Raw genomic sequence first — 22,036 nt, forward strand, 5'->3', positions numbered from 1 at the left:
GCCAGCGATTACGTTGCACTGCCTCATTTGGCATCCTTGGCGGCAACGGCCTGACGGTCCCGCGCGGCGGCGAGCTCAGCCTCGATCTTGGCGCGCTGGTCGGGGGTGATGACCGCCTGATCGCGATCCGGCGGCAGGTCATGCACCGGCAGATAGGTGCCGGGCTCCCTGGGATGGGCCTGCGCATCCGCAGGCGTGAGATCCGCGAGCTGACTCGAACAGCCGCCCAGCGCGAGCGCCGCCATCAGCAGCGCGCCGCGGATCGGCAGCGACTTTTGCAGGTCCCATAACGCCAACACTTGGGAATTCCCCTACTCGTCCCAAAGCACGGCCCCGGGTAAGCCTACCCGACCCCGCGCCCAAGCTCAAACCATTGCTGCCCAAATGGTGCGAGCGAGAATAAAACCCCGCCGTCATCAACCCGCCCGGTGCGGCTTGATTATGACGGAACCAAGAAAACTTGTCGCAGTGCAGCACATCTTGGAGCGTGTTTAACGCCAAACGTGCGAGCTTCGCGGTGACGAATACGGAATGAGTCGTTACTGTTCTGCGTATGAGTACCGCCACGACCGACAAGCCCAGCTCCGGGGCAAACCCGTCCGAGACGAAGTTCGATGCGGAAGCCTTCGCGATGAATGTCGCGCGGGCGATGGAAAGCGGCGGCAAGGCGCTGGCCGCCTACCTCAAGCCGCGCGAGAGCGGCGAGGTGCAGGACCGCCCGCCGGCCGAGCTTGCCGAGGTCGTCAAGACCTTCACCTCGGTCGCCGAATACTGGCTGTCGGATTCGTCCCGCTCGTCGGATATGCAGACCAAGCTCGCCAAGGACTATCTCGACCTCTGGGGCTCGGCAGCACGGCGCATGGCCGGCCAGGACGCCGAGCCCGCGATCGCGCCCTCGCCGCGCGACAAGCGCTTTGCCGATCCGGAATGGAAGTCGAACCAGTTCTTCGATTTCATGATGCAGCTCTACCTGCTCACGGCCAGATGGGCGCAGGAGCTGGTGCGCGACGCCGAACTCGATCCGCAGACCCGCCGCAAGGCCGAGTTCTACGTCCAGCAGGTCACCAACGCGATCTCGCCGTCGAACTTCGTGCTGACCAATCCGGAAGTGCTGCGCGAGACGGTGGCGAGCAGCGGCGGCAATCTGGCGCGCGGCCTGAAGATGCTGGCCGAGGACATCGCGGCCGGCAAGGGCATGCTGAAGATCCGCCAGTCCAACCCGGACAATCTCGTCGTCGGCGTCAACATGGCGACGACGCCGGGCAAGGTGATCTACCAGAACGAGATGATGCAGCTGATCCAGTATTCTCCGACCACGGAGAACGTGCTGCGCACCCCCCTTCTGATCGTGCCGCCGTGGATCAACAAGTTCTACATCCTCGATCTCAAGCCGGAGAAGTCCTACATCAAGTGGTGCGTCGATCAGGGCATCACCGTGTTCGTGATCTCATGGGTCAATCCCGACAAGCGGCTCGGCAGCAAGAGCTGGGAAGACTACATGAAGGAAGGCCCGCTCACGGCGATGGACGTGATCGAGAAGGTCACCGGCGAGATGAAGGTGCACACGGCAGGCTATTGCGTCGGCGGCACCATGCTCGCGACCACACTGGCCTGGCTTGCCGAGAAGCGTCGCCAGCGCGTGTCGTCGGCGACGTTCTTCGCGGCGCAGGTCGACTTCACCCATGCCGGCGATCTCCTCGTCTTCGTCGACGAGGACCAGATTGCAGCCCTCGAGCAGGACATGAAGGCGGCCGGCGTGCTCGAAGGCTCGAAGATGGCGATGGCCTTCAACATGCTGCGCTCCAACGACCTGATCTGGTCCTACGTCGTCAGCAACTATTTGAAGGGCCAGCAGCCGAGCGCGTTCGACCTGCTGCACTGGAATTCCGACGCAACGCGCATGACCGCGTCGAACCACTCCTATTACCTGCGCAATTGCTACCTGGAGAACCGCCTCTCGACCGGCACGATGGTGCTCGACAACACCCTGCTCGATCTCTCCAAGGTCAAGGTGCCCGTCTACAACCTGGCCACCCGCGAGGACCACATCGCGCCCGCGGAATCGGTGCTGTACGGCTCGCAGTTCTTCGGCGGCCCGGTGAAATATGTGCTGTCCGGCTCGGGTCACATCGCTGGCGTCGTCAATCCGCCGGCCTCGAACAAGTACCAGTACTGGACCAACGACAACATCAAGGGTGTCACGGTCGCGGACTGGATGAAGGGCGCGGTCGAGCACAAGGGCTCGTGGTGGCCGGACTGGCGCGAATGGCTGGGCGGGCTCGATCCCGAGGAAGTGCCGGCGCGCATCGTCGGGAGCGAGACGCTGCCCCCGATCGAGGATGCGCCCGGCAGCTACGTCAGGGTTCGCGCGTAGCGGACTCTGCCGCGCTCCTGTATAGACTCGCTCGCACCACAGCGACGACAGAGGGGACCGGACTATGACGCGCGAATTGTTCTGGCTGACACTGACGGTGATCCTGACCGGGATCCTCTGGGTGCCCTACATCATCAACCGCTGTCAGGTTCGCGGCCTCGGCGGCGCCATGGCCAACCCCACGCGCAGCGACAAGCCGCAAGCCGAGTGGGCGAACCGCCTGATGTTCGCGCATGACAACGCGGTCGAGAACCTCGTGATCTTCGCGCCGCTGGTGCTGATCCTGAACGCGATCGACTATTCCTCGAAATGGACCGTGCTCGCCTGTGCCGTCTATTTCTGGTCCCGCGTCGCGCATCTGATCGTCTACGCGATGGGCATCCCGGTGTTCCGTACCCTCGCCTTCACCGTCGGCTTCCTCGCCCAGGCCGTGCTGGCACTGGCGATCTTCAAGGTGCTCTGAGCGCGCGCCCGGCGCCTCGCAATGCATCGCGATTCCAGCCGGGATTTCCTCCGGTTTCACGACCTCGGCGCGGACGCGCTCCTGTCCATCATCGCCCGCGCGCAGCTCCTGGCTGCGGCATGGCGGGACCGCTCCATGCCGCAAAGCCTTGCCGGCAAGCGCGTGGCCCTCATCGCGGACGACGGCGGATGGAGGAATACGACCGCGTTCGATCTCGGCGTGAAGGCGATGGGAGGCATCTGCGTGCAGCCTCCGGTCAGGTTCAATGTCCATGAGACCACGACCGATCTTGCCGGATATCTGGACAATTGGTTCGACATCCTGGTCGTGCGCACCCGGGAATTGGCGACGCTGCACGAGCTCGCAGCGCATGCGGCGGCGCCCGTCGTCAATGCCAGAACGCGCGCAAATCACCCCTGCGAGACCCTTGGCGATCTCGCCTATGTCGCCGGCAAACGCGGAACGCTGGAAGGGCTCAAGGTCGTGGGCGTGGCACCCGATGCCAACATCCTCCGCTCCTGGGTTGAAGCGTCCATCGCCCTGCCGATCGAGGTGGTGCAGGCCTATCCGGCGGATTGGCACATCCGCGACATCGCAAGTCCGGGATTCACCGCAAGCACCGATCTCGACGCCTTGCGCGATGCGGACGTGATCGTCACGGACTGCTGGCCCGGCGAGGCGCTTGACGATCAACTCGCGGACTACCGGATATCCGCAGCGCTCCTCGACACCTGCCGCCGCGACGCGATCTTCCTCCCCTGCCCGCCGGTGACCCGCGGCCAGGAGGTCACGGCGGACGCGATGACCCACGCCACCTGCCAGAGCACGGCGGCGAAGGCTTTCCTTCTGCACGCCCAGAACGCCCTGCTGGAATGGATCGCCGCATAGCCGGCGCCGCGCCGGAAATTTTCAGGACGGATGCCTCGGTCGCCTGCCCATTCTGGCGGCAACCATCAACCTCAGGTGTTGCCGAGAGATGACACTCGGGTAGAATCGGCAGCGTTCCGGCTTACACACACAAGTTGTCGTCCATCCCCATGTACATTTGCGCATCGCAATTGATTGATTCGGGGCAGAAATGAATTGGAAGATTGCATTCGCGCTCGGCGCGTTCTCGCTCGCAGCTGTTACGACCCAAGCGAGCGCCGCTGATCTCGCCGCCCGTCCCTACACCAAGGCGCCGCCGATGATCGCGGCGATCTATGATTGGAGCGGTTTCTACATCGGCGCCAACGGCGGCTACGGCTCGTCGCGCAATTGCTGGGACGGCACCGTCGGCTTCCCGGCCGGCATCGCCGAGGGCTGCCACGATGCGACCGGGGCCGTCGCCGGTGGCCAGATCGGCTATCGCTGGCAGAGCAGCGCCTTCGTGTTCGGCCTCGAAGCGCAGGGCGATTGGGCCGACCTCTCCGGCCGCAACGCCAGCGCCGTGTTCGGCGTCGCCAACCGCACCCGTGTCGATGCCTTCGGCCTGTTCACCGGCCAGGTGGGCTACGCCTGGAACAATGCCCTGCTCTATGTGAAGGGCGGCGCCGCCGTCACCAGCAATCGCTACCGCGGCATCGGGACCGGCGGCCTGGCCGGCGCGGAGTTCGATGGTGCCAACGATACCCGCTGGGGCGGCACGATTGGTGTCGGCATCGAATACGGCTTTGCCCCGAACTGGTCGGTCGGCCTCGAATACGACCATCTGTTCATGGGACGGCACGACGTCACGCTCACGGCCAACGGCGTGCTGGCACCGGTCGGTACGTTCTCCCGCACCGACCGCATCGGTCAGGACGTCGACCTGATCACCGCCCGCATCAACTACCGGTTCGGCGGCCCGATCATCGCGAAGTACTGAGAGCACCGATCTCCGTCATCGTCATGCCCGGGCTTGTCCCGGGCATCCACGTTCTGCCTTGATCGCGGCTACGCGTGGATCGCCGGGACAAGCCCGGCCATGACGCGCAGCACGAACTCCCCCTGTCCCGGGCGCGGTGCAGCGCGTGAGCGCTGCTCCGCAGAACCGGGACCCAGAAAGCCGCACGCAAAGCAAGAAGAATGGGCCCCGGCTCTGCAGCGCACCGCCAAGTGGCGCTGCGCTGCGTCCGGGGCACAATCGTATTTTACGCGTCCGCCAAGCCCAGCATCAGCCGCATGTTCTGCACGGCTGCGCCCGAGGCGCCCTTGCCGAGATTGTCCAGCCGGGCGACCAGCACCGCCTGATGGTACTTGTCGCTGGCGAAGACGTAGAGCTCGAGCATGTTGGTCTCGTTGAGCGCCTCCGGCTCGAGCCGGCCGCCCTTGGTGGCCTCGTTCTGCAGCGGCATCACCTTGACGTATTTCGAACCGGCATACCGCTTGGCCAGCGCGGCCTGAAGATCGGCACCGCCGGGCTTGCCCGGCAGCGTGTCGAGCTGGAGCGGCACCGAGACCAGCATGCCCTGCCGGTAGTTGCCGACGGAGGGAATGAAGATCGGCCGCCGCGTCAGGTTCGAATAGAGCTGCAGCTCCGGCAGATGCTTGTGCTCGAAACCGAGACCGTACAGCTCGAACGACGGCGCGCTGCCGTCCTCGAAGCTCGCGATCATCGACTTGCCGCCGCCGGAATAGCCGCTCACCGCGTTGACGGTGACGGGATAGTCTGACGGCAACAGGCCGGCATCGACGATCGGCCGCAGCAGCGCGATGCCGCCGGTCGGATAGCAGCCGGGATTGGAGACCTTCTTCGCCGCCTTGATCTTGCCGGCCTGGTCAGCCGTCAGCTCCGGAAAGCCATAGGCCCAGTCGGGCGCGACCCGGTACGCAGTCGAGGCGTCCAGCACCTTCGGCCCGGAGGCGCCCATGCTGTCGACCAGCGCCACCGTCTCCCTGGCGGCGTCATCGGGCAGGCACAGGATGACGAGGTCGACCTCCTCCATCAGCGCCTTCTTGGCGGCGGGATCCTTACGCTTGTCGTCGGCGATGGTCTTCACGACGACGTCGTTCTGCAGCTTCAGCCGCTCGTTGATGCCGAGCCCGGTGGTGCCGGAGCCGCCGTCGACGAAGACGGTGGCAGGCTTCTTGGCGGCGGCAGCGGTCGGGGCTTTCGTGGTGTCCGTGAGGCTCATGGCGTGCTCCTTTCGAGCATGTTGGTTTCGTTCACGAAGGCCTCCGGCCTCACGTCCTGCATCAATTGTGCGATCTCTCTGGCGTCGGCGTCGGCTTGCGCGCCGAGCGCGTTGGCGATCGCCGTATAGTCGGCGTCGGATTTGTGCTGGTTGAGCTTGAAGCTGCCTTCGACCTCTTCAACCGTCATCACCAGACCCACGATCCCCTTCTTCATCGCCTCGAGCCGGCCGGCCGTCATCTTGCCCGACGTCCACGGCGTCTTCGGCAGCAGCCAGTTCTCGAACTTGTCGCTGAGGGTGTCGATCTGCACCGCCAGCTCACCGTCCGACAACATCCGCACCGGCCCGCTCAGGTGCACCGCCTGATACAGCCAGGTCGGCACCTGGTCCGGCGAGACGTACCAGTCGGGCGATACATAGGCATCGGCGCCATTGACCGCGAGCAGCCAGGAGGCCGCGCCATCCGCCAGCTTTACCAGCGGATTGTGACGGGCGGCATGAAAGGCGGCCTGCGGCGTGCCATCGGCGGCGTAGGTCAGATAGAACGGCAGCGGCGAGGCTACCGGCTTGTGGCCATCGAAGGCGCACATGGTGCCGAAGCCGCGCTCCTCGGCGAATTTCAGGCTCGCGGCGCGATCCGGTTTGAAAAAGGGTGGCGTGTACATCGTAATCTCCTGCTGGGCCTCCTTGGGGGGCCGCCGGATCAGATCGCGCTGACAGGAGAGAGAATGCCGCGGATCGGGTCCAGCGGCAAAGACGATGATCTCAAACGCGATCGACCGCCCAAACCGCAGAGCTGCGGCGGCGGCGACGGGCGAACAGGATGGTCGCGGCGTTGATCATGGCGCGCGGCTATAAGGCCAGCGGGTTCCAGGGTCAAGTCCAAATCGGTGCGGGCGGACGGCAGGATGCCGCACCGCGTGACGGCATGATGTCATCGGGCTGCAGCGGAATTTCTCTTAAAGCCAGGGGTTCCCGAGATTAACCGGCGCCTCTCGGCGTCGGCGGTCCGTGCCCTTCGCAACCCAGCTTCAGGACATCGCCATGACCGACATCACCCGTCGCGCAACGCTGGCCGGCGCCGCCGCCTCGGCGCTCCTGCCTTTCGTGAAAACCTCGCCCGCGAGCGCCGCCGCGCCCCCGGCCACCGCCCAGAACGCAAGCTTCTACCGCTACAACGTCGGCACCCACCAGGTCACGGTGGTCTGCGACGGCGTCGCCACCGTCACCCTGACGGACAATTACGCGGCCGGCGCCAGCAAGGACGACATCAACAAGGTCTTCGCCGAGCATCATCTGCCGGCCGACAAGGTCACCCACACCTTCAACCCCGTGGTCATCAACACCGGACCGAAGCTGGTCGTCATCGACACCGGCCTCGGGCCCGACCAGTTCGCGCAGACCAAGGGCAAGGTCGGCCAGTTCCACAACAACCTCGCGGCCGCCAGCATCGACCGCGCGGCGGTCGATGCCGTCATCATCTCCCACTTCCACGGCGACCACATCAACGGCCTGCTGGCAGCCGAGAACAAGCCCGCCTTCCCCAATGCCGAGATCCTTGTGCCGGCGGTGGAATGGAAGTTCTGGATGGACGACGGCGAGATGAGCAAGGGGACCGGCAATCCGATCCTCGAGAACAACTTCAAGAACATCCGCCGCGTGTTCGACGCGCTCGGCCGCAAGGTGACCCAATACGAATCCGGCAAGGAGGTTGCGCCCGGCATCACCTCGGTCGCGAGCCCCGGCCACACGCCGGGCCACAATTCCTTCATCGTCGCCTCCGGCGCGGAGAAGGTGCTGGTGCAGGTCGACATCACCGCAGGCGCGGCGTTCCTGTTCGTGAAGCATCCCGAATGGAACATCGCCTCCGACGTCGACAAGCCGCTCGCGCAGGAGACGCGCCGCAAGCTCTACGACATGGCGATTGCCGAGAAGATGCCGATCCAGGCCTTCCACGCCGCCTTCCCCGGCCTCGTCCGCGTCGAGAAGGAGAAGGACGGCTCCGGCTATCGCTGGATTCCCTCGATCTGGAACGCTTCGCTCTAGGCGTTGCGTAATGCTCTGACCGGGCGGCCCGACTGCCCGGTCAGAGCAGCCGCCAGATCCATTCCATGACCTTGGCGATGACGTCGCCGAACAGCAGAAGTGCGGCCGACCAGATCAGCGCCGAGACGAAATTGGCGGCCTGAAAGCTCCAATAGGGCATCTCGAAAATGCCGGCCGCCAGCGGCACCGAGGCGCGCAAGGGGCCGAAGAAGCGGCCGATGAAGATGCTGGGTATCCCCCAGCTCCGCACGAAGGCCTCACCCCTCGGCAGCAGCTCCGGATAGCGCGAGAGCGGCCACATCTGGGCGACGTGCTCCTTGTAGCGGTAGCCGAACCAGTAGGAGACCCAGTCGCCGAGCGCCGCGCCGAGGCCGCCCGCGATCCAGACCGGATAGAAGCTGATGCCGCTCGCGCCGATCAGCGCACCGATCGCCACCAGCGCGCCCCAGGCCGGGATCAAAAGCGAGATGAAGGCGAGCGACTCCCCGAATGCAAGCGCGAACACGATCGGAGCTGCCCAAGCCTGGTGAGCACGCACGAATTCGGCCAGGGCGTGCGCATACTGCTCCATTCCAGAAAAGCCTTCCCGCCCTTGCCTTAAGGTGCTGCTCGATGAAAACGACTGGTAAGCCAAGGACTTGTGTGACATCAAGTCACAAAACCCGCGGCAAACGGGACCACGATGTCAAATTGCCGGGAATTGGGGGGCCTGCGGCGTAAAATCGCCGGGATTGGCTCCCAACCACCGGGCTCAACCGGCCCCGCGGTAACCTTTCCGAGCCAGAAGTGGCATAGTCGCGTCAACCGATTCGCCGCACGCGCGGCCCTCAAAGCACATCAAGATATATGTCCAAGCAGTTGAAACCAAAAGCAAAAGACGATTTTTTCGGTGGCGATGAGCCGAAGCCCCGCGCTGCCGCCAAGACGGCTCCGCGCGGAAGCGGCGGGGAAGCGGACTACACCGCCGCCGACATCGAGGTGCTCGAAGGCCTGGAGCCGGTGCGGCGCCGGCCCGGGATGTATATCGGCGGAACCGACGAGAAGGCGCTGCATCATCTGTTCGCCGAAGTCATCGACAACTCGATGGACGAGGCGCTGGCGGGACACGCGACCTTCATCGGCGTCGAGCTGAGTGCTGAAGGCTTCCTGACCGTCACCGACAACGGCCGCGGCATCCCGATCGATCCGCACCCGAAATTCCCGAAGAAGTCGGCACTCGAAGTCATCATGTGCACGCTGCATTCGGGCGGCAAGTTCGACAGCAAGGTCTACGAGACCTCGGGCGGTCTGCACGGCGTCGGCATTTCCGTGGTGAACGCCCTCTCCTCGCTGCTCGAGGTCGAGGTCGCGCGCAGCCAGAAGCTCTACCGCATGACGTTCGAGCGCGGCCATCCCAAGGGCAAGCTCGAGGACCTCGGCAAGGTCAACAACCGCCGCGGCACGCGCGTGCGCTTCAAGCCCGACACCGACATCTTCGGCGCCAAGGCCGCGTTCAAGCCGCAGCGCCTGTTCAAGATGACGCGCTCGAAGGCCTATCTGTTCGGCGGCGTCGAGATCCGCTGGAACTGCGCGCCCGAGCTGCTCAAGGGCATCGAGGACGTGCCGGCGGAAGCGACCTTCCACTTCCCGGGCGGCCTCAAGGATTATCTTGCCGCTGCGATCCACGCCGACACGCTGGTGCATCCGGATATCTTCTCGGGCAAGTCGGGCCGCAACGGTGCGCACGGCGCCTGCGAATGGGCGGTGGCCTGGACCGCGGACGCCGATGGCTTCCTGTCCTCCTACACCAACACGGTGCCGACGCCGGATGGTGGCACCCACGAATCCGGCCTGCGCAGCGCGCTGCTGCGCGGTCTGAAGGATCACGCCGAGCGCGTCGGCCAGGGCAAGCGCGCCTCGTCGATCACGTCCGAAGACGTGATGGTGGGCGCGGCGGTGATGTTGTCCGTGTTCGTGCGCGAGCCTGAATTCCAGGGCCAGACCAAGGACCGTCTCGCCACGGCCGAGGCGCAGCGCATCGTCGAACAGGCGATGAAGGATCCGTTCGACCATTGGCTGTCGGGCAATCCGAACATGGCCAACCGGTTGCTCGACTTCGTGATCGACCGCGCCGAGGAACGCCTGCGCCGCCGCCAGGAAAAGGAAACCGCGCGGAAAACCGCGGGCAAGAAGCTGCGCCTGCCCGGCAAGCTCGCCGACTGCAGCGATGCCGGCACCGAAGGCTCCGAGCTCTTCATCGTCGAGGGCGACTCGGCAGGCGGCAGCGCCAAGCAGGCGCGCGATCGCAAGACGCAAGCGGTGCTGCCGCTGCGCGGCAAGATCCTCAACGTCGCCTCCGCCGGCAAGGATAAGCTGACGGCGAATGCGCAGCTCTCCGACCTCGTGCAGGCGATCGGCTGCGGTCAGCTCGCGCATTATCGCGAGGAGGATCTTCGCTATCAGCGCATCATCATCATGACCGACGCCGACGTCGACGGCGCCCACATCGCATCGCTGCTGATCACCTTCTTCTACCGGCAGATGCCGCGGCTGATCGACGAGGGCCACCTCTTCCTCGCGGTGCCGCCGCTCTACAAGCTGACGCATGGCTCGAAATCAGTCTACGCCCGCGACGACAAGCACAAGGACGCGCTGATCAAGAGCGAGTTCAACGCCAACGCCAAGGTCGAGGTGAACCGCTTCAAAGGCCTCGGCGAGATGATGCCGGCGCAGCTCAAGGAGACCACCATGGATCCGAGCAAGCGCACGCTACTCAAGGTGGTGCTGCTCGCCGACGACCGCGACACGACGGCAGATTCGGTCGAGCGCCTGATGGGCACCAAGGCCGAGGCGCGCTTCGCTTTCATCTCGGACAAGGCGGAGTTTGCCAGCGAGGAGCTGCTCGACGTCTGATCTTGCGCACATCCGCCCCAAAAGCCCCGGCTCTCGTCCGGGGCTTTTTCATTCGGGGCGGTGGAATCGGCCGTTGGCGAACCGGGCCGGAGCGCGACTCGGCCAGCGACTCAGTGCGGCCAGGGCTGAGGCAGGAATGCCTCCGTTTCGGACAAAGCCGAATTTGCTAACGAAAACTTACCAGAACGCCCAACCCTCATATTCTCGTAACATATTGAAATATCTTCCTTTTTATGATTCTTCGGATTGCGGCCCCATATCCCCGCCGAGCCGCGTTTTCCGGCGACTGTGCCTGACCTGCAACAGCATTTCGGCGAGAACCGTCTATAGTCCGGGCATCAGATCACACGGACTTCAGTGCGCTCGCGCCTACAGACCAAGGTTGGGGATTTTATCATGAAGAAGATTTTGCTGGCTCTGACCGCAGTCGCGGCGATGACCGGTTCGGCCTCGGCGGCCGACCTTGCTGCCCGTCCCTACGTGAAGGCCCCGGTTGCGGCTCCCGTCGCCAACTGGACCGGCTTCTACGTGTTCGGCGGCGGCGGCGGCGGCCTCTCGAATGCCGACCAGCACGTCCAGACCACTGTTGGCGCCATCCCGCTGACGATCGACCAGCGCCAGGGCGGCTCCGGCTGGTTCGGCACCGTCGGCGCCGGCTACGACTGGCAGTTCAGCGGCACCTGGGTCGCCGGTGTGTTCGCCGACGGTCAGTTCGGCAACATCCGCGCCACCATCCAGGATCCGATCGCTGGCATCACCGGCAACCAGAAGCTGGAAACCTCCTGGGCCGCGGGCGTTCGCCTCGGCTGGCTGGTTGCTCCGAACGTTCTGTCCTACGTCAACGGCGGTTACTCGGGCGCTCACTTCGGCAGCACCAACTTCATGACGTTGGCTGGCGTTCCCGCCGGTATCCATCTCGACGGTTACAACCGCAACGGCTGGTTCATCGGCGGCGGCGTTGAGAACAGCCTGAACTTCTTCGGCATCACCTCGCCCGGCTGGTTCATGAAGACCGAGTATCGTTCGGCCTTCTACAACGCCAAGACCTCGAACGAGCTGTTTGACGTCACCAACACCCTGGTCGGCCGCGACATCCGCGCGAACAGCTGGAACCAGACGATCTCGACCTCGCTGGTCTACCGCTTCAACTGGACCGGTCCGGTCGTCGCCAAGTACTGATCTGATCTCATCGTTCAGACGTCAAAGCCCCGGCATCGTCCGGGGCTTTTTCGTTGTGCGACGCTCTAACGACCGATGCTCGCCTTGAGTGACGGTAGGCCTCGCCAAGCCCCGCCTATCGATCTTCGTTCAGTCAGTGATCGCCTCGCCGCGCGCGTCGCGCAAGGCCGCGGCCTTACGCATGGACATGCGCCCTACTCGCAACCCTGCGGCCACTGCCCATTGTATCCGAACCGAAGCTACGGCTAGTCTGGCGCCAAGTTTTCGTGGGCCGGCATTCGTTGATGCCGTGGTCGCGACAGAAGCAGATCGACAGGGAGGAATGCATGCGCAGATTTCTGCTTGTAGCAGGCCTGTTTGCCCTCGCCGTCGGGCTGCTCTGGATCGGACAGGGCACGGGCACCGTTCCCTGGCCGCGGTCGAGCTTCATGGTCAACCAGCTGCAATGGGCCGGCTACGGCGTCGCCATGGCCGGCTTCGGGCTGGTGCTGATCTGGCAGAGCAACCAATAGAAGAAACCAGGAAGTGAAAGCATGACATCCAACCGGTTCGATCTCCGCGGCAAGGTCGCGATCGTCACAGGCGGCAATGGCGGCATCGGGCTCGGCCTCGCGCACGGGCTTGCCGATGCCGGCGCCAGCATCGCCGTGGTCGGGCGCAACGAAGCCAAGTCGGCCGCGGCCGTCGCCGATCTCAAAGAGCGCGGCGTGAAGGCAATCGCCGTCAGCACCGACGTGACCGACAAAGCGGCGGTCGCCGCGATGATCGACGGCGTCGTTAGGGAGTTCGGCCGTATCGACATCCTCATCAACAACGCCGGCATGAGCATCCGCAAGCCGCCGCACGAACTCGAGCTCGACGAGTGGAACAAGGTGATCGACACCAACCTCACCAGCGCCTTCGTGTGCTCGAAGCTCGCCTATCCGGCGCTGAAGGCCTCCGGCAACGGCAAGGTGATCAACATCGGCTCGATGATGTCGATCTTCGGCGCGAGCTTCGCGACCGCCTATGCGGCGAGCAAGGGCGGCATCGTGCAGTACACGCGCGCCTGCGCCAATGCCTGGGCGCCCGATAACATCCAGGTCAACGCCATCCTGCCTGGCTGGATCGACACCGACCTCACCCGCGGCGCGCGCCAGCAGGTCGCGGGCCTGCACGAGCGGGTGCTGGCGCGCACGCCCGCGGGGCGCTGGGGTGAGATCGACGACTTCGCGGGCATCGCTGTGTTCCTCGCCTCGCCCGCATCCAACTTCGTCACGGGCACCGCAATCCCCGTCGACGGCGGGTTCTCGGTGATGGCGTAAACGCATCGATGAAGAAAGCTCCGGCGTGACAGCCGAGGCTTTTGGATCGTCGAGCTGCACACAAAAAAAGAAGCCCCGGACAATGCCGGGGCTTTTGAATTGGGTCGTGATCGTTTTTTGTTGCTGGCTTTGTCGTTGCGTTGACGCGCTCAGAATTAGTAGCGGGCGATGACCGGCGCGTCGAACTTGTAGCTCGCGCGCACGACGGCCCACTGGATGTCACGCGGCTTGGCATCGAAGGTGTAATTACCCGCGAGGCCGCCGAGCTGATAGGTCTGGCTGCCGAAGGCCGCGTAGTTGTATTCGAGGCCGACGATCCAGTTGCGGGTGACGCCGTATTCCCAGCCGGCGCCGACGGTCCAGCCGTTGGCCCAGTGCGTCTGACCGCCCGTGCCCGTCACGACCGGGTCGGTGACCGAGAGGCGGTTGTTGACGCCCGCGTAGCCGCCCTTGATGTAGAAGAGGTTGTTCTGCACGGCAAAGCCGGCGCGGCCGACGACCGTCGTCAGCACGTTGGCGCGCCAGGAGAACACGTCGTTCGCCGGACCGAACGCGGTGTTCCGGAACGAGCCCTTGTTGTCGAGGCCGGAGATCGTGCCTTCCATGCCGAACACGAAGTTGTTGGCCTGCCAGTTGTAGCCGATCTGGGCGCCGCCCATGATGCCGGAGCCGCGCTGACGATAGCCCTGTCCCGGGATCAGATCGCCGAACGCCGCGCCCGTGCCGTTGTTGATGAACTGCTCGTTGGTCCATGCACCGCCGATGTGGCCGCCGACATAGAAGCCGGTCCAGTTGAACAGCGGCTCGACATAGGCCGGCGCCTTCGTGTAGCGCGCACCGAGATCGGCGGCGGACGCAGCGCCGGTCGAAACCAGAGCGCTCGTGCAGGCGAAGGCGGCAATCAACTTGTTACGCATGGTACACCCCGTGTCCTTTGATGGGCGCACGGTCACACGCAACTCTTACTCAAATTTGAATCAAGAAAGTTAAGACGCCGCATTGGCGATCGGCGCGACTTGAATCCGCCGGCGCTGTTGCACACACGCAACGCGCGAAGCGCGATTTAACGCGGCATTATCCCTACCGAATAGCTGCGCTACGGCGACGGTGCGGCCTTCGCCTGCACGTGCTCGGGCCGCACGCCGAGCGCAAGCAGGCGCGCCGGAATGCCCTGCAGCCACGGCAGCGCGGTGAGCAGGCGCAGGACCAGCGGCACCTTCAGCGGCCGGTCGCCTCCCTGCAGGGCGCCGCTGATGATGTTGTTCTGCACGACCACCTGCATCCCTTGCGTCATCTTCACCGGAAACTCGCGCCGGCGGCGCACGGCGTCGAGCTCGTCCTCGGACGGGCAGCCGCGCGCAAGCTTGTCCGCGAGCAGGTTGGCGGTCGCGACTGCATCCTGCACGGCGAGATTGACGCCGACGCCGCCGACCGGCGACATCGCATGCGCGGCATCGCCGATCAGCAGCAGGCCCGGCTGCGTCCAGCGCTTGAGGCGGTTGATCGCGACCGTGAGCAGCTTGACGTCGTCGAAGCTCTTCACGTCGCCAATGCCGGACTTGAGGATCGGCGCCATGCGCACGACGTCGTCGAGCAGCGCCTGCAGTCCCCTCGCCTTCACTGCATCGTGCTGGCCCTTGGCGATGACATAGGCGCATTGCCAATAGTCGCCGCGATCGAAGGTCACCATCATCTTGCCGGGCTCGATGCGCGCAAACAGGTTCTCGGTCTCGTCGGCCTTGCGGCCGGCGCGGAACCAGAGCACGTCCATCGGCGCGCCGATCTCCTCGACCGCAAGGCCCGCGCGCTCGCGCACCGTCGAATGCCGGCCGTCGCAGGCGATGGTGAGATCGGCCTCGATGTCGATGATGCCGTCCGGCGTCCGCGCCCGCACGCCGGAGACGGTGTCGCCGCGGCGGATCAGGTCGACCGCTTCGGTGTTCATCATCACCTTGAGCGAGGCGAAGCGCTTGCCGGCTTCGCGCAGGAAATTGAGGAAGTCCCATTGCGGCATGAACGCGATGAACGGGTATTTCGTGTGCAGGCGGGTCAGATCGGCAATCCGCACCGGCGTGCCGCCGAACAATCCGTCCATCTTCTGCAGACGCTGGTGCGGCAGCTTCAGGAAGCCGTCGATCAGACCGAGCTCGTCCATCACCTCGAGCGTCGAGGGATGCACGGTGTCGCCGCGAAAGTCGCGGAAGAAATCGGCGTGCTTCTCCAGCACCACCACGTCGATGCCGGCGCGCCCGAGGAGATAGCCGAGCATCATGCCGGCTGGCCCGCCGCCGACGATGCAGCACCGGGCTTTTACGGAGGAACCCGGCGGAGTTTGCGGCGTCTCGGGTTTCACGGCCCGCCTCTCATTTACGAGTTAAGTTTTCTGTGCAGCGCAGCATGCACGATTTGTTTTGCCGCAATGGCGAATGCCCGTTAGCGTCGCCGAAGATTTCGATTGATTTCAGGACATTGCAGTGCGGACGATCCTCATACTGCTCGGCGTATGGATTCTGATCAACGTGCTTTTCGTCGTGATCATGATCCCGCCGCGCAAGCCGCGAAAGCCTGCCCCGGAGCAGACGGGCGCCCTTGCGCCGGTGCCGGTCAGCCGGAATGGCTATCCGTACGAGGAGCAGGAGAAGCTCCTGCTCCGCCACGTCATCGTCGCGATCGCGATGGGCGCCTTCCTGTCGCTGACGCCGCCCCTGATCGAGGCGGTCGAGTCCGTCAAGCGCTTCTTCGGCAAGCGGCGCGCCTAGCACGGGCGGCCCGCCGCGTCCTCCGCCCGGTCAGTTGTTGCTGCGGTTCGCCGTGCGGAAACTCTTGATCTCCGACACGCTGCCGTCGCGATAGGTCAGCTCCACCGAGATGAACTGCGTCGCCGGGGCGAGCTTCATGTAGAGCGGCATGCCGGCGCTGATCGCACTGGGATCGCGCATGTCGCAGTTCGGCATCTTCAGCACCTGGTTGGGAACGGCGGTGTCGATGCCGATGCGCACCTCGCGGATGGCGCAGCGGTAGGACACCAGATGGGTGTAGTAGACCAGCAGCCCGTTGAACTCGCGGAATGACAGCCAGCTCGTCGCGGTCATGTCGAGGATCTTGCGCTGGTCGCGGATCAGGGCGGCCTCGGGGTCGAACCTGATCGGGAACGGCCCCTGCATCTCGCCGGACTGATCGACATAGCGGACCTCGATGGTGCCGGCCTGCGCATCCGGCGGCAGTTCGATCGAGGGGTTCGGCATCCGCTTGCGCGTGCGCGGATCGAGCGTGTCGATGAAGCCGGTCTCGCGGAAATCGCTGTTGCCGGCCATGCGCCAGGAAATGCCGAGGGTCGGGTCGGCGAAGGAGAACACCACGCTCCAGCCGCCATTGTGACGCGAGAAGCTCGCGATCGGCGCGTTGGTGGTTTCCTCCTTCGGCAGGCGCGGCACCGACACCGGCGGCAGGGCCGCAACCTTCTGCGGCGGCGGATCGGCCGGGCGCGCGGCGGCCGCGTCCTTGGCGGCGCCGCTGAGGAAGACGTCGTCGACCATCTGGTCGAAATAGACCGGCACCTGCCTGTGCTTGACGGTGTCGGCCATCTCGCTGACGAGACGGCGGGTCCGCTGCGCCACCTGCACGAGGTTCTCGCCGGGCTGGAGCAGCTCCTTGGCGAAGGTGCGCGTGAACACCGAATTGGGATTGGCGTCGTCGTTGGACAGGCGATCGAGCGCGGTCTGGCGGGGACCCGCCGAGAACACCGAGAACACGCCTTCGGGCAGCTGCACCATCGGGGCAAGCCCGCCACCGCCGGCGACGGCGCGGGTGCCCTTGCGCTCGAACGGATTGTTGCGGCAGGCGTCGAACACCAGGATCGAGGTCCGCGCCTTCTTGTTCTGCAGGCGCTCGACGATGCGGTCGGCCAGGATCGAGGCGTCGCGCACCAGCTCTTCCTGCCCTTCCGTCGCCGCCGGCACGTCGGTCGGCAGCAGATAGTTCTGGCCTGCGATCTCGAAGCCATGGCCGGCGTAGAAGAAGAACGCGGTGTCGCCGGGCTCGATCACGCGGTCGAAGGCGAGCAGCGTCTCGGAGAATTGCTGCCGGCTCTGGTTCTCGGCGACCATCACCGAGAAGCCGAGCTGCTTCAGCGTGTCGCCCATGGTGCGGGCGTCGTTGACCGCCTTGAGCAGCTTCGGAACGTTCTTGTAGTCGTTGTTGCCGACGACGAGCGCGACGCGCTTCTCGGCATGGGCTGGAAGCGCGAAGCCGCTCAGGCCTGCCGCGAGGCCAAGGGCCGCCAGAATTCTGAAAAGCCGACGCGTCATCGAAAAAATCCCGCTGCAGAACGCCCTCACGCCCGCTCCTCGAACAGTCGTTCATTGGAACCACTGCCGTTGATGTGATAGTCGGCCCAGCCATATCGGCGGTTCAACCGTCGCGTCTTCGATTCCATGGTTTGGCCTATGGCAGATTCCACTGGAATCTGCTCTTTCTTGGACAGGTTTTCCCGGACAATCGCGCCGGAAGCGAGGGGCTGCCGTGTTTCGCTGGTCTACGGACGAAGTCGAGCCGCACGAGCGTTTCGATTATTGGCGCGAGGTGCGATCCAAGGGCCTGTTCGGCGTCACGGCTGAGCTCGAGCGCGAGCGGCGCACGGACTTCTCCGGCGAATTCTCACTGCGCCAGCTCGGCGGCGCCGGCCTCGTCGAGCTGAAGGCTTCGCAGTACAGGGTCGAGCGCAGCAGCTCCGACATCGCCTACGCGCCCGGCGACAGCATCTGCGTCTACCAGCAACTCGGCAGCGGCGGCTGGTTCGGCGGCCTGCGCGGCGGCGAGTTTTCGATCGCCAATGGCAGCTTCGCCACCAGCCATACCGACCTGCCCTATCGCACGGCTCCGCTCGGGGACGGTGGCTTCCATCTGCGGATCCTGAAGATCCCCGTGAGCGCCCTGCCCACGCAGGACAAGCGGGTTCGCGAGCTTGTGCCCCGGACCTTCGGCGATCCCACTTTGGCACCACTGCTGAGCGCCTGCTTTGCCGATCTCGGCGAAGCTGACGGGGCGCTGGATGCAACCTCCCTGGTCCAGGCGCTGGCCCATCTGGCGCTGATCGAGCGCGGCATCCTCAGGCCCGGCAGCCGGCGCGGACAGGCCGCGCTGCGAACCGCCCGCCATTCGCAGGCGCGGCGCCTGATCGCGCACCATCTGCAAAACCCCGACCTCGACCCGGCGATGGTGGCCGACCAACTCGGCGTGTCCGTGCGGCACCTGCACATGCTTTTCGAGGCCGCCGAGAAGAGCTTTTCGCAGACCGTGACCGACGAGCGCCTCAAGCAGAGCCGCCGCCTGATGCGCGAGGCGCCTGAGCGGCTGATCGCCGATATCGCGACCTCCTGCGGCTTCGAGAGCCTGGCGACCTACTACCGGGTCTTCAACGCCGCCTATGGCATGGCCCCCGGGGACTTCCGGGCCAGGGGCTCCGAAGGGCATTAGCCTGTTCCCTGGGCCGGCCGCCGGCCCGGCTCATGGACGGGCGGAAAACCCAGCCGTCCCCGTGATTTGGTTAAAAACCTCAGGGTTTTTAGGGCCTTCCCGCGCCTGCTCCATTGACTTTGGCCAATTCCCGCCTATGTTCCGGGGCGACGCGGCTCAGATCGAAGAGCGATTCCTGAGCCTTGCGCTTTGTTCGCGTGAGTCAGCACCCCCAGCTTCCTTGAGAGCGCGCCGTTTCGGGGTGGAACGCGACCAGCCTTATTACCCTCGATTCCGAACGGCGGTTTCGACCAGAGGCTCAATGTCCTTTTCAGATCTCGGACTGTCCGAAAAAGTCCTCGCCGCAGTGGCGGCCACCGGTTACACCAACCCCACCCCCATTCAGGAACAGGCGATCCCCCACGTCCTCGCGCGTAAGGACGTGCTCGGCATCGCCCAGACCGGCACCGGCAAGACCGCGGCCTTCGTGCTGCCGATGCTCACCATCCTCGAAAAGGGTCGCGCCCGGGCGCGCATGCCGCGCACGCTGATCCTCGAGCCGACGCGCGAGCTCGCCGCCCAGGTGAAGGAAAACTTCGACCGCTACGGCGCCGGCCAGAAGCTCAACGTCGCCCTGCTGATCGGCGGCGTCTCCTTCGGCGACCAGGACGCCAAGCTGATGCGCGGCGTCGACGTGCTGATCGCCACCCCCGGCCGCCTGCTCGACCACACCGAGCGCGGCGGCCTCCTGCTCACCGGCGTCGAGCTGCTCGTGATCGACGAAGCCGACCGCATGCTGGACATGGGCTTCATTCCCGACATCGAGCGCATCTGCAAGCTCGTCCCCTTCACGCGGCAGACCCTGTTCTTCACCGCGACCATGCCGCCGGAAATCCGGCGCATCACCGAGGCCTTCCTGCACAATCCGCAAAAGGTCGAAGTCTCCCGCCCCGCCACCACCGCCGTGACCGTGACGCAGGCCCAGGTGCCCGCCGGCCGCGAGGCGCATGAGAAGCGCGAGCTGCTCCGCCGCCTGCTGCGCGAGGCCAAGGACCTCAAGAACGCGATCATCTTCTGCAACCGCAAACGCGAAGTCGCGATCGTTCACAAATCGCTGCAGAAGCACGGCTTCAGCGTCGGCGCCCTGCACGGCGACATGGACCAGCCGGCCCGCATGGCCGCGCTCGACCAGTTCCGCAAGGGCGAGCTGCCGCTCCTCGTGGCCTCCGACGTCGCCGCCCGCGGCCTCGACATTCCCGAGGTCAGCCACGTCTTCAATTTCGACGTCCCCCATCACGCCGACGACTATGTCCACCGCATCGGCCGTACCGGCCGCGCCGGCCGGACGGGCACCGCGATCTCGATCGTGACGCCGCTCGACCAGAAGTCGATGGTGGCGATCGAGAAGCTGATCGGCCAGAGCATTCCGCGCGCCGAGGGCGATTACGAAGTCAATGCCGACGCAAGCGAGCAGAGCGATCGTCCGCGCGAGTCGCGTGGTCGCGATCGTGAACGCTCCCGCGGCGGACGCGGCAAGCCGCAGCGCGGTGGCCGCGATCGCGAGCGCAGCCACGAGCCGCGCGAAGCGCGTGGCGAGCCAAGGCACTCTTCTGAGGGAAGGCATTCTTCTGAGGGAAGGCATTCTTCTGAGGGAAGGCATTCTTCTGAAGCAAGGCAGTCTTCTGAAGCACGGCATTCGTCGGAAGCACGACAGCCCGCTGAAGCGCGGCATCGCTCCGAAGAGAAGCACGCCGGCGAGCCGCGTCGCGGCGCGCGCCAGCAGGCCAACAATTCGCATGTGCCTTCGATCGGCCGCCCCGAGCCGCGCCGCCAGCGCGAGGTCGATACCGAGCCGGGCGATCATTCGCACCTGCCGGCGTTCCTGCTCCGGCCCGTGCGTTCGTCTCCTGCCGGCGCCTGATGCGACGAGGCGCCTCAGGATCGGTTGAGCAGAGGCGCCCCACACTTTTTATGATGCATTGGCCACCGTATATTTACTGGCCGTTCACAAACGTCCATTAGCCTACGAACATAATTTAAGCATTGCTACGGTCGATTGCGCACCGACCGCTGTGGGGTATGTTCCGTGGTCAAGGTTCTCGACGAACACGAACGCACGATGGCGTTCGCCGAAGTGGCACTCGGTCAGATCCGGTCGCTTCGACAGACTGCAATTCCCCGCAATTACGAGATCTGGTACGTCTACGCGACGGGCTACAACGCCCCGCTCAACAAGATCATCAACGAGACGCTGGCGCGCCACGGCAAGCTGACCGAAGGCGATCTCGAGCAGATCTACGAGACCTATCTCTCCCACATCAAGACCACCGACCGCATCGACAAGGTCGGCGCGCGCGTCATCGGCGAGATCGACGACGTGATGAAGGTCCTCGGCGAGGCGCTCGGGATGACCGGCTCCTACGATGCGAGCCTGTCGGGTGCCTCCGAAAAGCTGTCGTCGGCGAAGAGCCGCGAACAGATCAAGGGCATCGTGGAGACGCTGCTGCGTTCGACCAGCGAGATGCGCGAGACCAACAAGGCGCTCGAGGATCGGCTCACGCTGTCGAAGAACGAGATCAGCAATCTGCAGCAGAGCCTGGAGGCGATCCGCGCCGAGAGCCTGACCGATCCGCTCACGGGCCTCGGCAACCGCAAATATTTCGATCGCATGATCGACACGGCGGTACAGAACGCGCTCGCCTCGGGCGAGCCGCTGTCGCTGCTGCTGTTCGACATCGATCACTTCAAGTCGTTCAACGATTCCTACGGCCATCTCACCGGCGACCAGGTGCTGCGGCTCGTCGGCCTATCGCTGAAGCAGACCATCAAGGGCCAGGACATCACCGCCCGCTACGGTGGCGAGGAATTCGCGGTGGTGTTGCCCAACACCGCGCTGCGCCAGGCGCTCACCGTCGCCGATCACATCCGCCGCGCGGTGATGGCGAAGGAATTGAAGAAGAAGTCGACCGGCGAGATTCTCGGTCGCGTCACCATCTCGGTCGGCGTCTCCATGCTCAAGCCGGGCGACGACACCGACGCGCTGATCGAACGCGCCGACGCCTGCCTCTACGCCGCCAAGCGCAACGGCCGCAACCGCGTGATCTGCGAAGCCGATCCGGAATTCGCGATCGAAAGCCATAGCCGGGTGGCGTGAGCTTTCGTCAACTGCCGTAGGGTGGGCAAAGGCGCGTAGCGCCGTGCCCACCTAAGTCCGTGGGCACGCTTCGCT

General features: G+C 65.0%; 20 protein-coding genes. 13 read left to right on the forward strand and 7 right to left on the reverse strand.

Annotation, left to right across the window (positions count from 1 at the left end; genetic code table 11):
• Positions 1–23 precede the first annotated feature (23 nt).
• Positions 24–299 carry a hypothetical protein gene (locus A7X65_RS08030; protein WP_063683712.1) on the reverse strand — a complete coding sequence of 92 codons (276 nt, stop codon included), beginning with the start codon at positions 297–299 and terminating at the stop codon, positions 24–26.
• A gap of 254 nt (positions 300–553) precedes the next feature.
• Here A7X65_RS08030 and A7X65_RS08035 point away from each other — a divergent pair, with 254 nt between their 5' ends.
• From A7X65_RS08035 to A7X65_RS08050, 4 genes are all read left to right on the forward strand, one after another.
• Positions 554–2,374, forward strand: a complete 1,821-nt coding sequence (locus A7X65_RS08035; protein ID WP_063683713.1) for a PHA/PHB synthase family protein — start codon at positions 554–556, stop codon at positions 2,372–2,374.
• Between the two features lie 64 nt (positions 2,375–2,438).
• Entirely contained in the window at positions 2,439–2,837 is a 399-nt protein-coding gene (locus A7X65_RS08040; RefSeq protein WP_063683714.1) for an MAPEG family protein, read from the forward strand.
• A 21-nt stretch (positions 2,838–2,858) separates the two neighbouring features.
• Positions 2,859–3,725 (forward strand): ornithine carbamoyltransferase, encoded by an 867-nt coding sequence (locus A7X65_RS08045; protein ID WP_063683715.1) that lies wholly within the window; start codon positions 2,859–2,861, stop codon positions 3,723–3,725.
• Between the two features lie 190 nt (positions 3,726–3,915).
• Positions 3,916–4,683: an outer membrane protein gene (locus tag A7X65_RS08050; RefSeq protein WP_063683716.1), complete on the forward strand. Its 768-nt coding sequence runs from the start codon at positions 3,916–3,918 to the stop codon at positions 4,681–4,683.
• 265 nt (positions 4,684–4,948) lie between these two features.
• Here the strand turns inward: A7X65_RS08050 and argC are convergent, their stop codons facing one another.
• Complete coding sequence (argC, locus tag A7X65_RS08055; protein ID WP_063683717.1) at positions 4,949–5,932, reverse strand: N-acetyl-gamma-glutamyl-phosphate reductase; 984 nt, start codon at positions 5,930–5,932, stop codon at positions 4,949–4,951.
• Positions 5,929–6,597: an FMN-binding negative transcriptional regulator gene (locus tag A7X65_RS08060; protein ID WP_063683718.1), complete on the reverse strand. Its 669-nt coding sequence runs from the start codon at positions 6,595–6,597 to the stop codon at positions 5,929–5,931. Before A7X65_RS08060 ends, argC begins: the two co-directional genes overlap by 4 nt.
• A gap of 379 nt (positions 6,598–6,976) precedes the next feature.
• Between A7X65_RS08060 and A7X65_RS08065 the strand changes: the two genes are divergently transcribed.
• Complete coding sequence (locus A7X65_RS08065; protein ID WP_063684867.1) at positions 6,977–7,978, forward strand: MBL fold metallo-hydrolase; 1,002 nt, start codon at positions 6,977–6,979, stop codon at positions 7,976–7,978.
• Between the two features lie 40 nt (positions 7,979–8,018).
• On the opposite strand, the gene A7X65_RS08070 is transcribed toward A7X65_RS08065, so the two are convergent.
• A complete protein-coding gene (locus tag A7X65_RS08070; RefSeq protein ID WP_063683719.1) occupies positions 8,019–8,549 on the reverse strand; it encodes a DedA family protein in 531 nt (176 codons plus the stop codon).
• 275 nt (positions 8,550–8,824) lie between these two features.
• On the opposite strand from A7X65_RS08070, the gene parE reads away from it, so the two are divergent.
• From parE to A7X65_RS08090, 4 genes are all read left to right on the forward strand, one after another.
• On the forward strand, positions 8,825–10,870 hold the full coding sequence (gene parE / locus A7X65_RS08075; protein ID WP_063683720.1) for a DNA topoisomerase IV subunit B: 2,046 nt from the start codon (positions 8,825–8,827) through the stop codon (positions 10,868–10,870).
• 396 nt (positions 10,871–11,266) lie between these two features.
• Positions 11,267–12,049: an outer membrane protein gene (locus A7X65_RS08080; RefSeq protein WP_063683721.1), complete on the forward strand. Its 783-nt coding sequence runs from the start codon at positions 11,267–11,269 to the stop codon at positions 12,047–12,049.
• A gap of 326 nt (positions 12,050–12,375) precedes the next feature.
• On the forward strand, positions 12,376–12,561 hold the full coding sequence (locus A7X65_RS08085; RefSeq protein ID WP_063684868.1) for a hypothetical protein: 186 nt from the start codon (positions 12,376–12,378) through the stop codon (positions 12,559–12,561).
• Between the two features lie 21 nt (positions 12,562–12,582).
• Complete coding sequence (locus A7X65_RS08090; protein WP_063683722.1) at positions 12,583–13,353, forward strand: SDR family NAD(P)-dependent oxidoreductase; 771 nt, start codon at positions 12,583–12,585, stop codon at positions 13,351–13,353.
• A gap of 155 nt (positions 13,354–13,508) precedes the next feature.
• Here A7X65_RS08090 and A7X65_RS08095 read toward each other — a convergent pair whose 3' ends face one another.
• Positions 13,509–14,270: an outer membrane protein gene (locus A7X65_RS08095; RefSeq protein WP_063683723.1), complete on the reverse strand. Its 762-nt coding sequence runs from the start codon at positions 14,268–14,270 to the stop codon at positions 13,509–13,511.
• 179 nt (positions 14,271–14,449) lie between these two features.
• A complete protein-coding gene (locus A7X65_RS08100) occupies positions 14,450–15,706 on the reverse strand; it encodes an FAD-dependent oxidoreductase (RefSeq protein ID WP_082884856.1) in 1,257 nt (418 codons plus the stop codon).
• A 121-nt stretch (positions 15,707–15,827) separates the two neighbouring features.
• Between A7X65_RS08100 and A7X65_RS08105 the strand changes: the two genes are divergently transcribed.
• Positions 15,828–16,112 carry a hypothetical protein gene (locus tag A7X65_RS08105; RefSeq protein ID WP_063683725.1) on the forward strand — a complete coding sequence of 95 codons (285 nt, stop codon included), beginning with the start codon at positions 15,828–15,830 and terminating at the stop codon, positions 16,110–16,112.
• Positions 16,113–16,142: 30 nt separating this feature from the next.
• Here A7X65_RS08105 and A7X65_RS08110 read toward each other — a convergent pair whose 3' ends face one another.
• Positions 16,143–17,660, reverse strand: a complete 1,518-nt coding sequence (locus A7X65_RS08110; protein ID WP_063683726.1) for a caspase family protein — start codon at positions 17,658–17,660, stop codon at positions 16,143–16,145.
• A gap of 214 nt (positions 17,661–17,874) precedes the next feature.
• Between A7X65_RS08110 and A7X65_RS08115 the strand changes: the two genes are divergently transcribed.
• The 3 genes from A7X65_RS08115 (at position 17,875) to A7X65_RS08125 (ending at position 21,961) form a co-directional block, all read left to right on the forward strand.
• Positions 17,875–18,828 carry an AraC family transcriptional regulator gene (locus A7X65_RS08115; RefSeq protein ID WP_063683727.1) on the forward strand — a complete coding sequence of 318 codons (954 nt, stop codon included), beginning with the start codon at positions 17,875–17,877 and terminating at the stop codon, positions 18,826–18,828.
• A 301-nt stretch (positions 18,829–19,129) separates the two neighbouring features.
• The gene (locus tag A7X65_RS08120) at positions 19,130–20,728 is read left to right on the forward strand and encodes a DEAD/DEAH box helicase (RefSeq protein WP_063683728.1); all 1,599 of its coding nucleotides are present in this window, start codon (positions 19,130–19,132) and stop codon (positions 20,726–20,728) included.
• Positions 20,729–20,893: 165 nt separating this feature from the next.
• A complete protein-coding gene (locus A7X65_RS08125; protein ID WP_063683729.1) occupies positions 20,894–21,961 on the forward strand; it encodes a GGDEF domain-containing protein in 1,068 nt (355 codons plus the stop codon).
• Positions 21,962–22,036 lie beyond the last annotated feature (75 nt).

The organism is Bradyrhizobium stylosanthis (genome assembly GCF_001641335.1).
Taxonomy (GTDB): Bacteria; Pseudomonadota; Alphaproteobacteria; order Rhizobiales; family Xanthobacteraceae; genus Bradyrhizobium; species Bradyrhizobium stylosanthis.

Coding starts and splice junctions, on each gene's coding strand:
- A7X65_RS08035 (WP_063683713.1), top strand. CDS start 554: ATGAGTACCGCCACGACCGACAAGCCCAGCTCCGGGGCAAACCCGTCC.
- A7X65_RS08040 (WP_063683714.1), top strand. CDS start 2,439: ATGACGCGCGAATTGTTCTGGCTGACACTGACGGTGATCCTGACCGGG.
- A7X65_RS08045 (WP_063683715.1), top strand. CDS start 2,859: ATGCATCGCGATTCCAGCCGGGATTTCCTCCGGTTTCACGACCTCGGC.
- A7X65_RS08050 (WP_063683716.1), top strand. CDS start 3,916: ATGAATTGGAAGATTGCATTCGCGCTCGGCGCGTTCTCGCTCGCAGCT.
- argC (WP_063683717.1), bottom strand. CDS start 5,932: ATGAGCCTCACGGACACCACGAAAGCCCCGACCGCTGCCGCCGCCAAG.
- A7X65_RS08060 (WP_063683718.1), bottom strand. CDS start 6,597: ATGTACACGCCACCCTTTTTCAAACCGGATCGCGCCGCGAGCCTGAAA.
- A7X65_RS08065 (WP_063684867.1), top strand. CDS start 6,977: ATGACCGACATCACCCGTCGCGCAACGCTGGCCGGCGCCGCCGCCTCG.
- A7X65_RS08070 (WP_063683719.1), bottom strand. CDS start 8,549: ATGGAGCAGTATGCGCACGCCCTGGCCGAATTCGTGCGTGCTCACCAG.
- parE (WP_063683720.1), top strand. CDS start 8,825: ATGTCCAAGCAGTTGAAACCAAAAGCAAAAGACGATTTTTTCGGTGGC.
- A7X65_RS08080 (WP_063683721.1), top strand. CDS start 11,267: ATGAAGAAGATTTTGCTGGCTCTGACCGCAGTCGCGGCGATGACCGGT.
- A7X65_RS08085 (WP_063684868.1), top strand. CDS start 12,376: ATGCGCAGATTTCTGCTTGTAGCAGGCCTGTTTGCCCTCGCCGTCGGG.
- A7X65_RS08090 (WP_063683722.1), top strand. CDS start 12,583: ATGACATCCAACCGGTTCGATCTCCGCGGCAAGGTCGCGATCGTCACA.
- A7X65_RS08095 (WP_063683723.1), bottom strand. CDS start 14,270: ATGCGTAACAAGTTGATTGCCGCCTTCGCCTGCACGAGCGCTCTGGTT.
- A7X65_RS08110 (WP_063683726.1), bottom strand. CDS start 17,660: ATGACGCGTCGGCTTTTCAGAATTCTGGCGGCCCTTGGCCTCGCGGCA.
- A7X65_RS08120 (WP_063683728.1), top strand. CDS start 19,130: ATGTCCTTTTCAGATCTCGGACTGTCCGAAAAAGTCCTCGCCGCAGTG.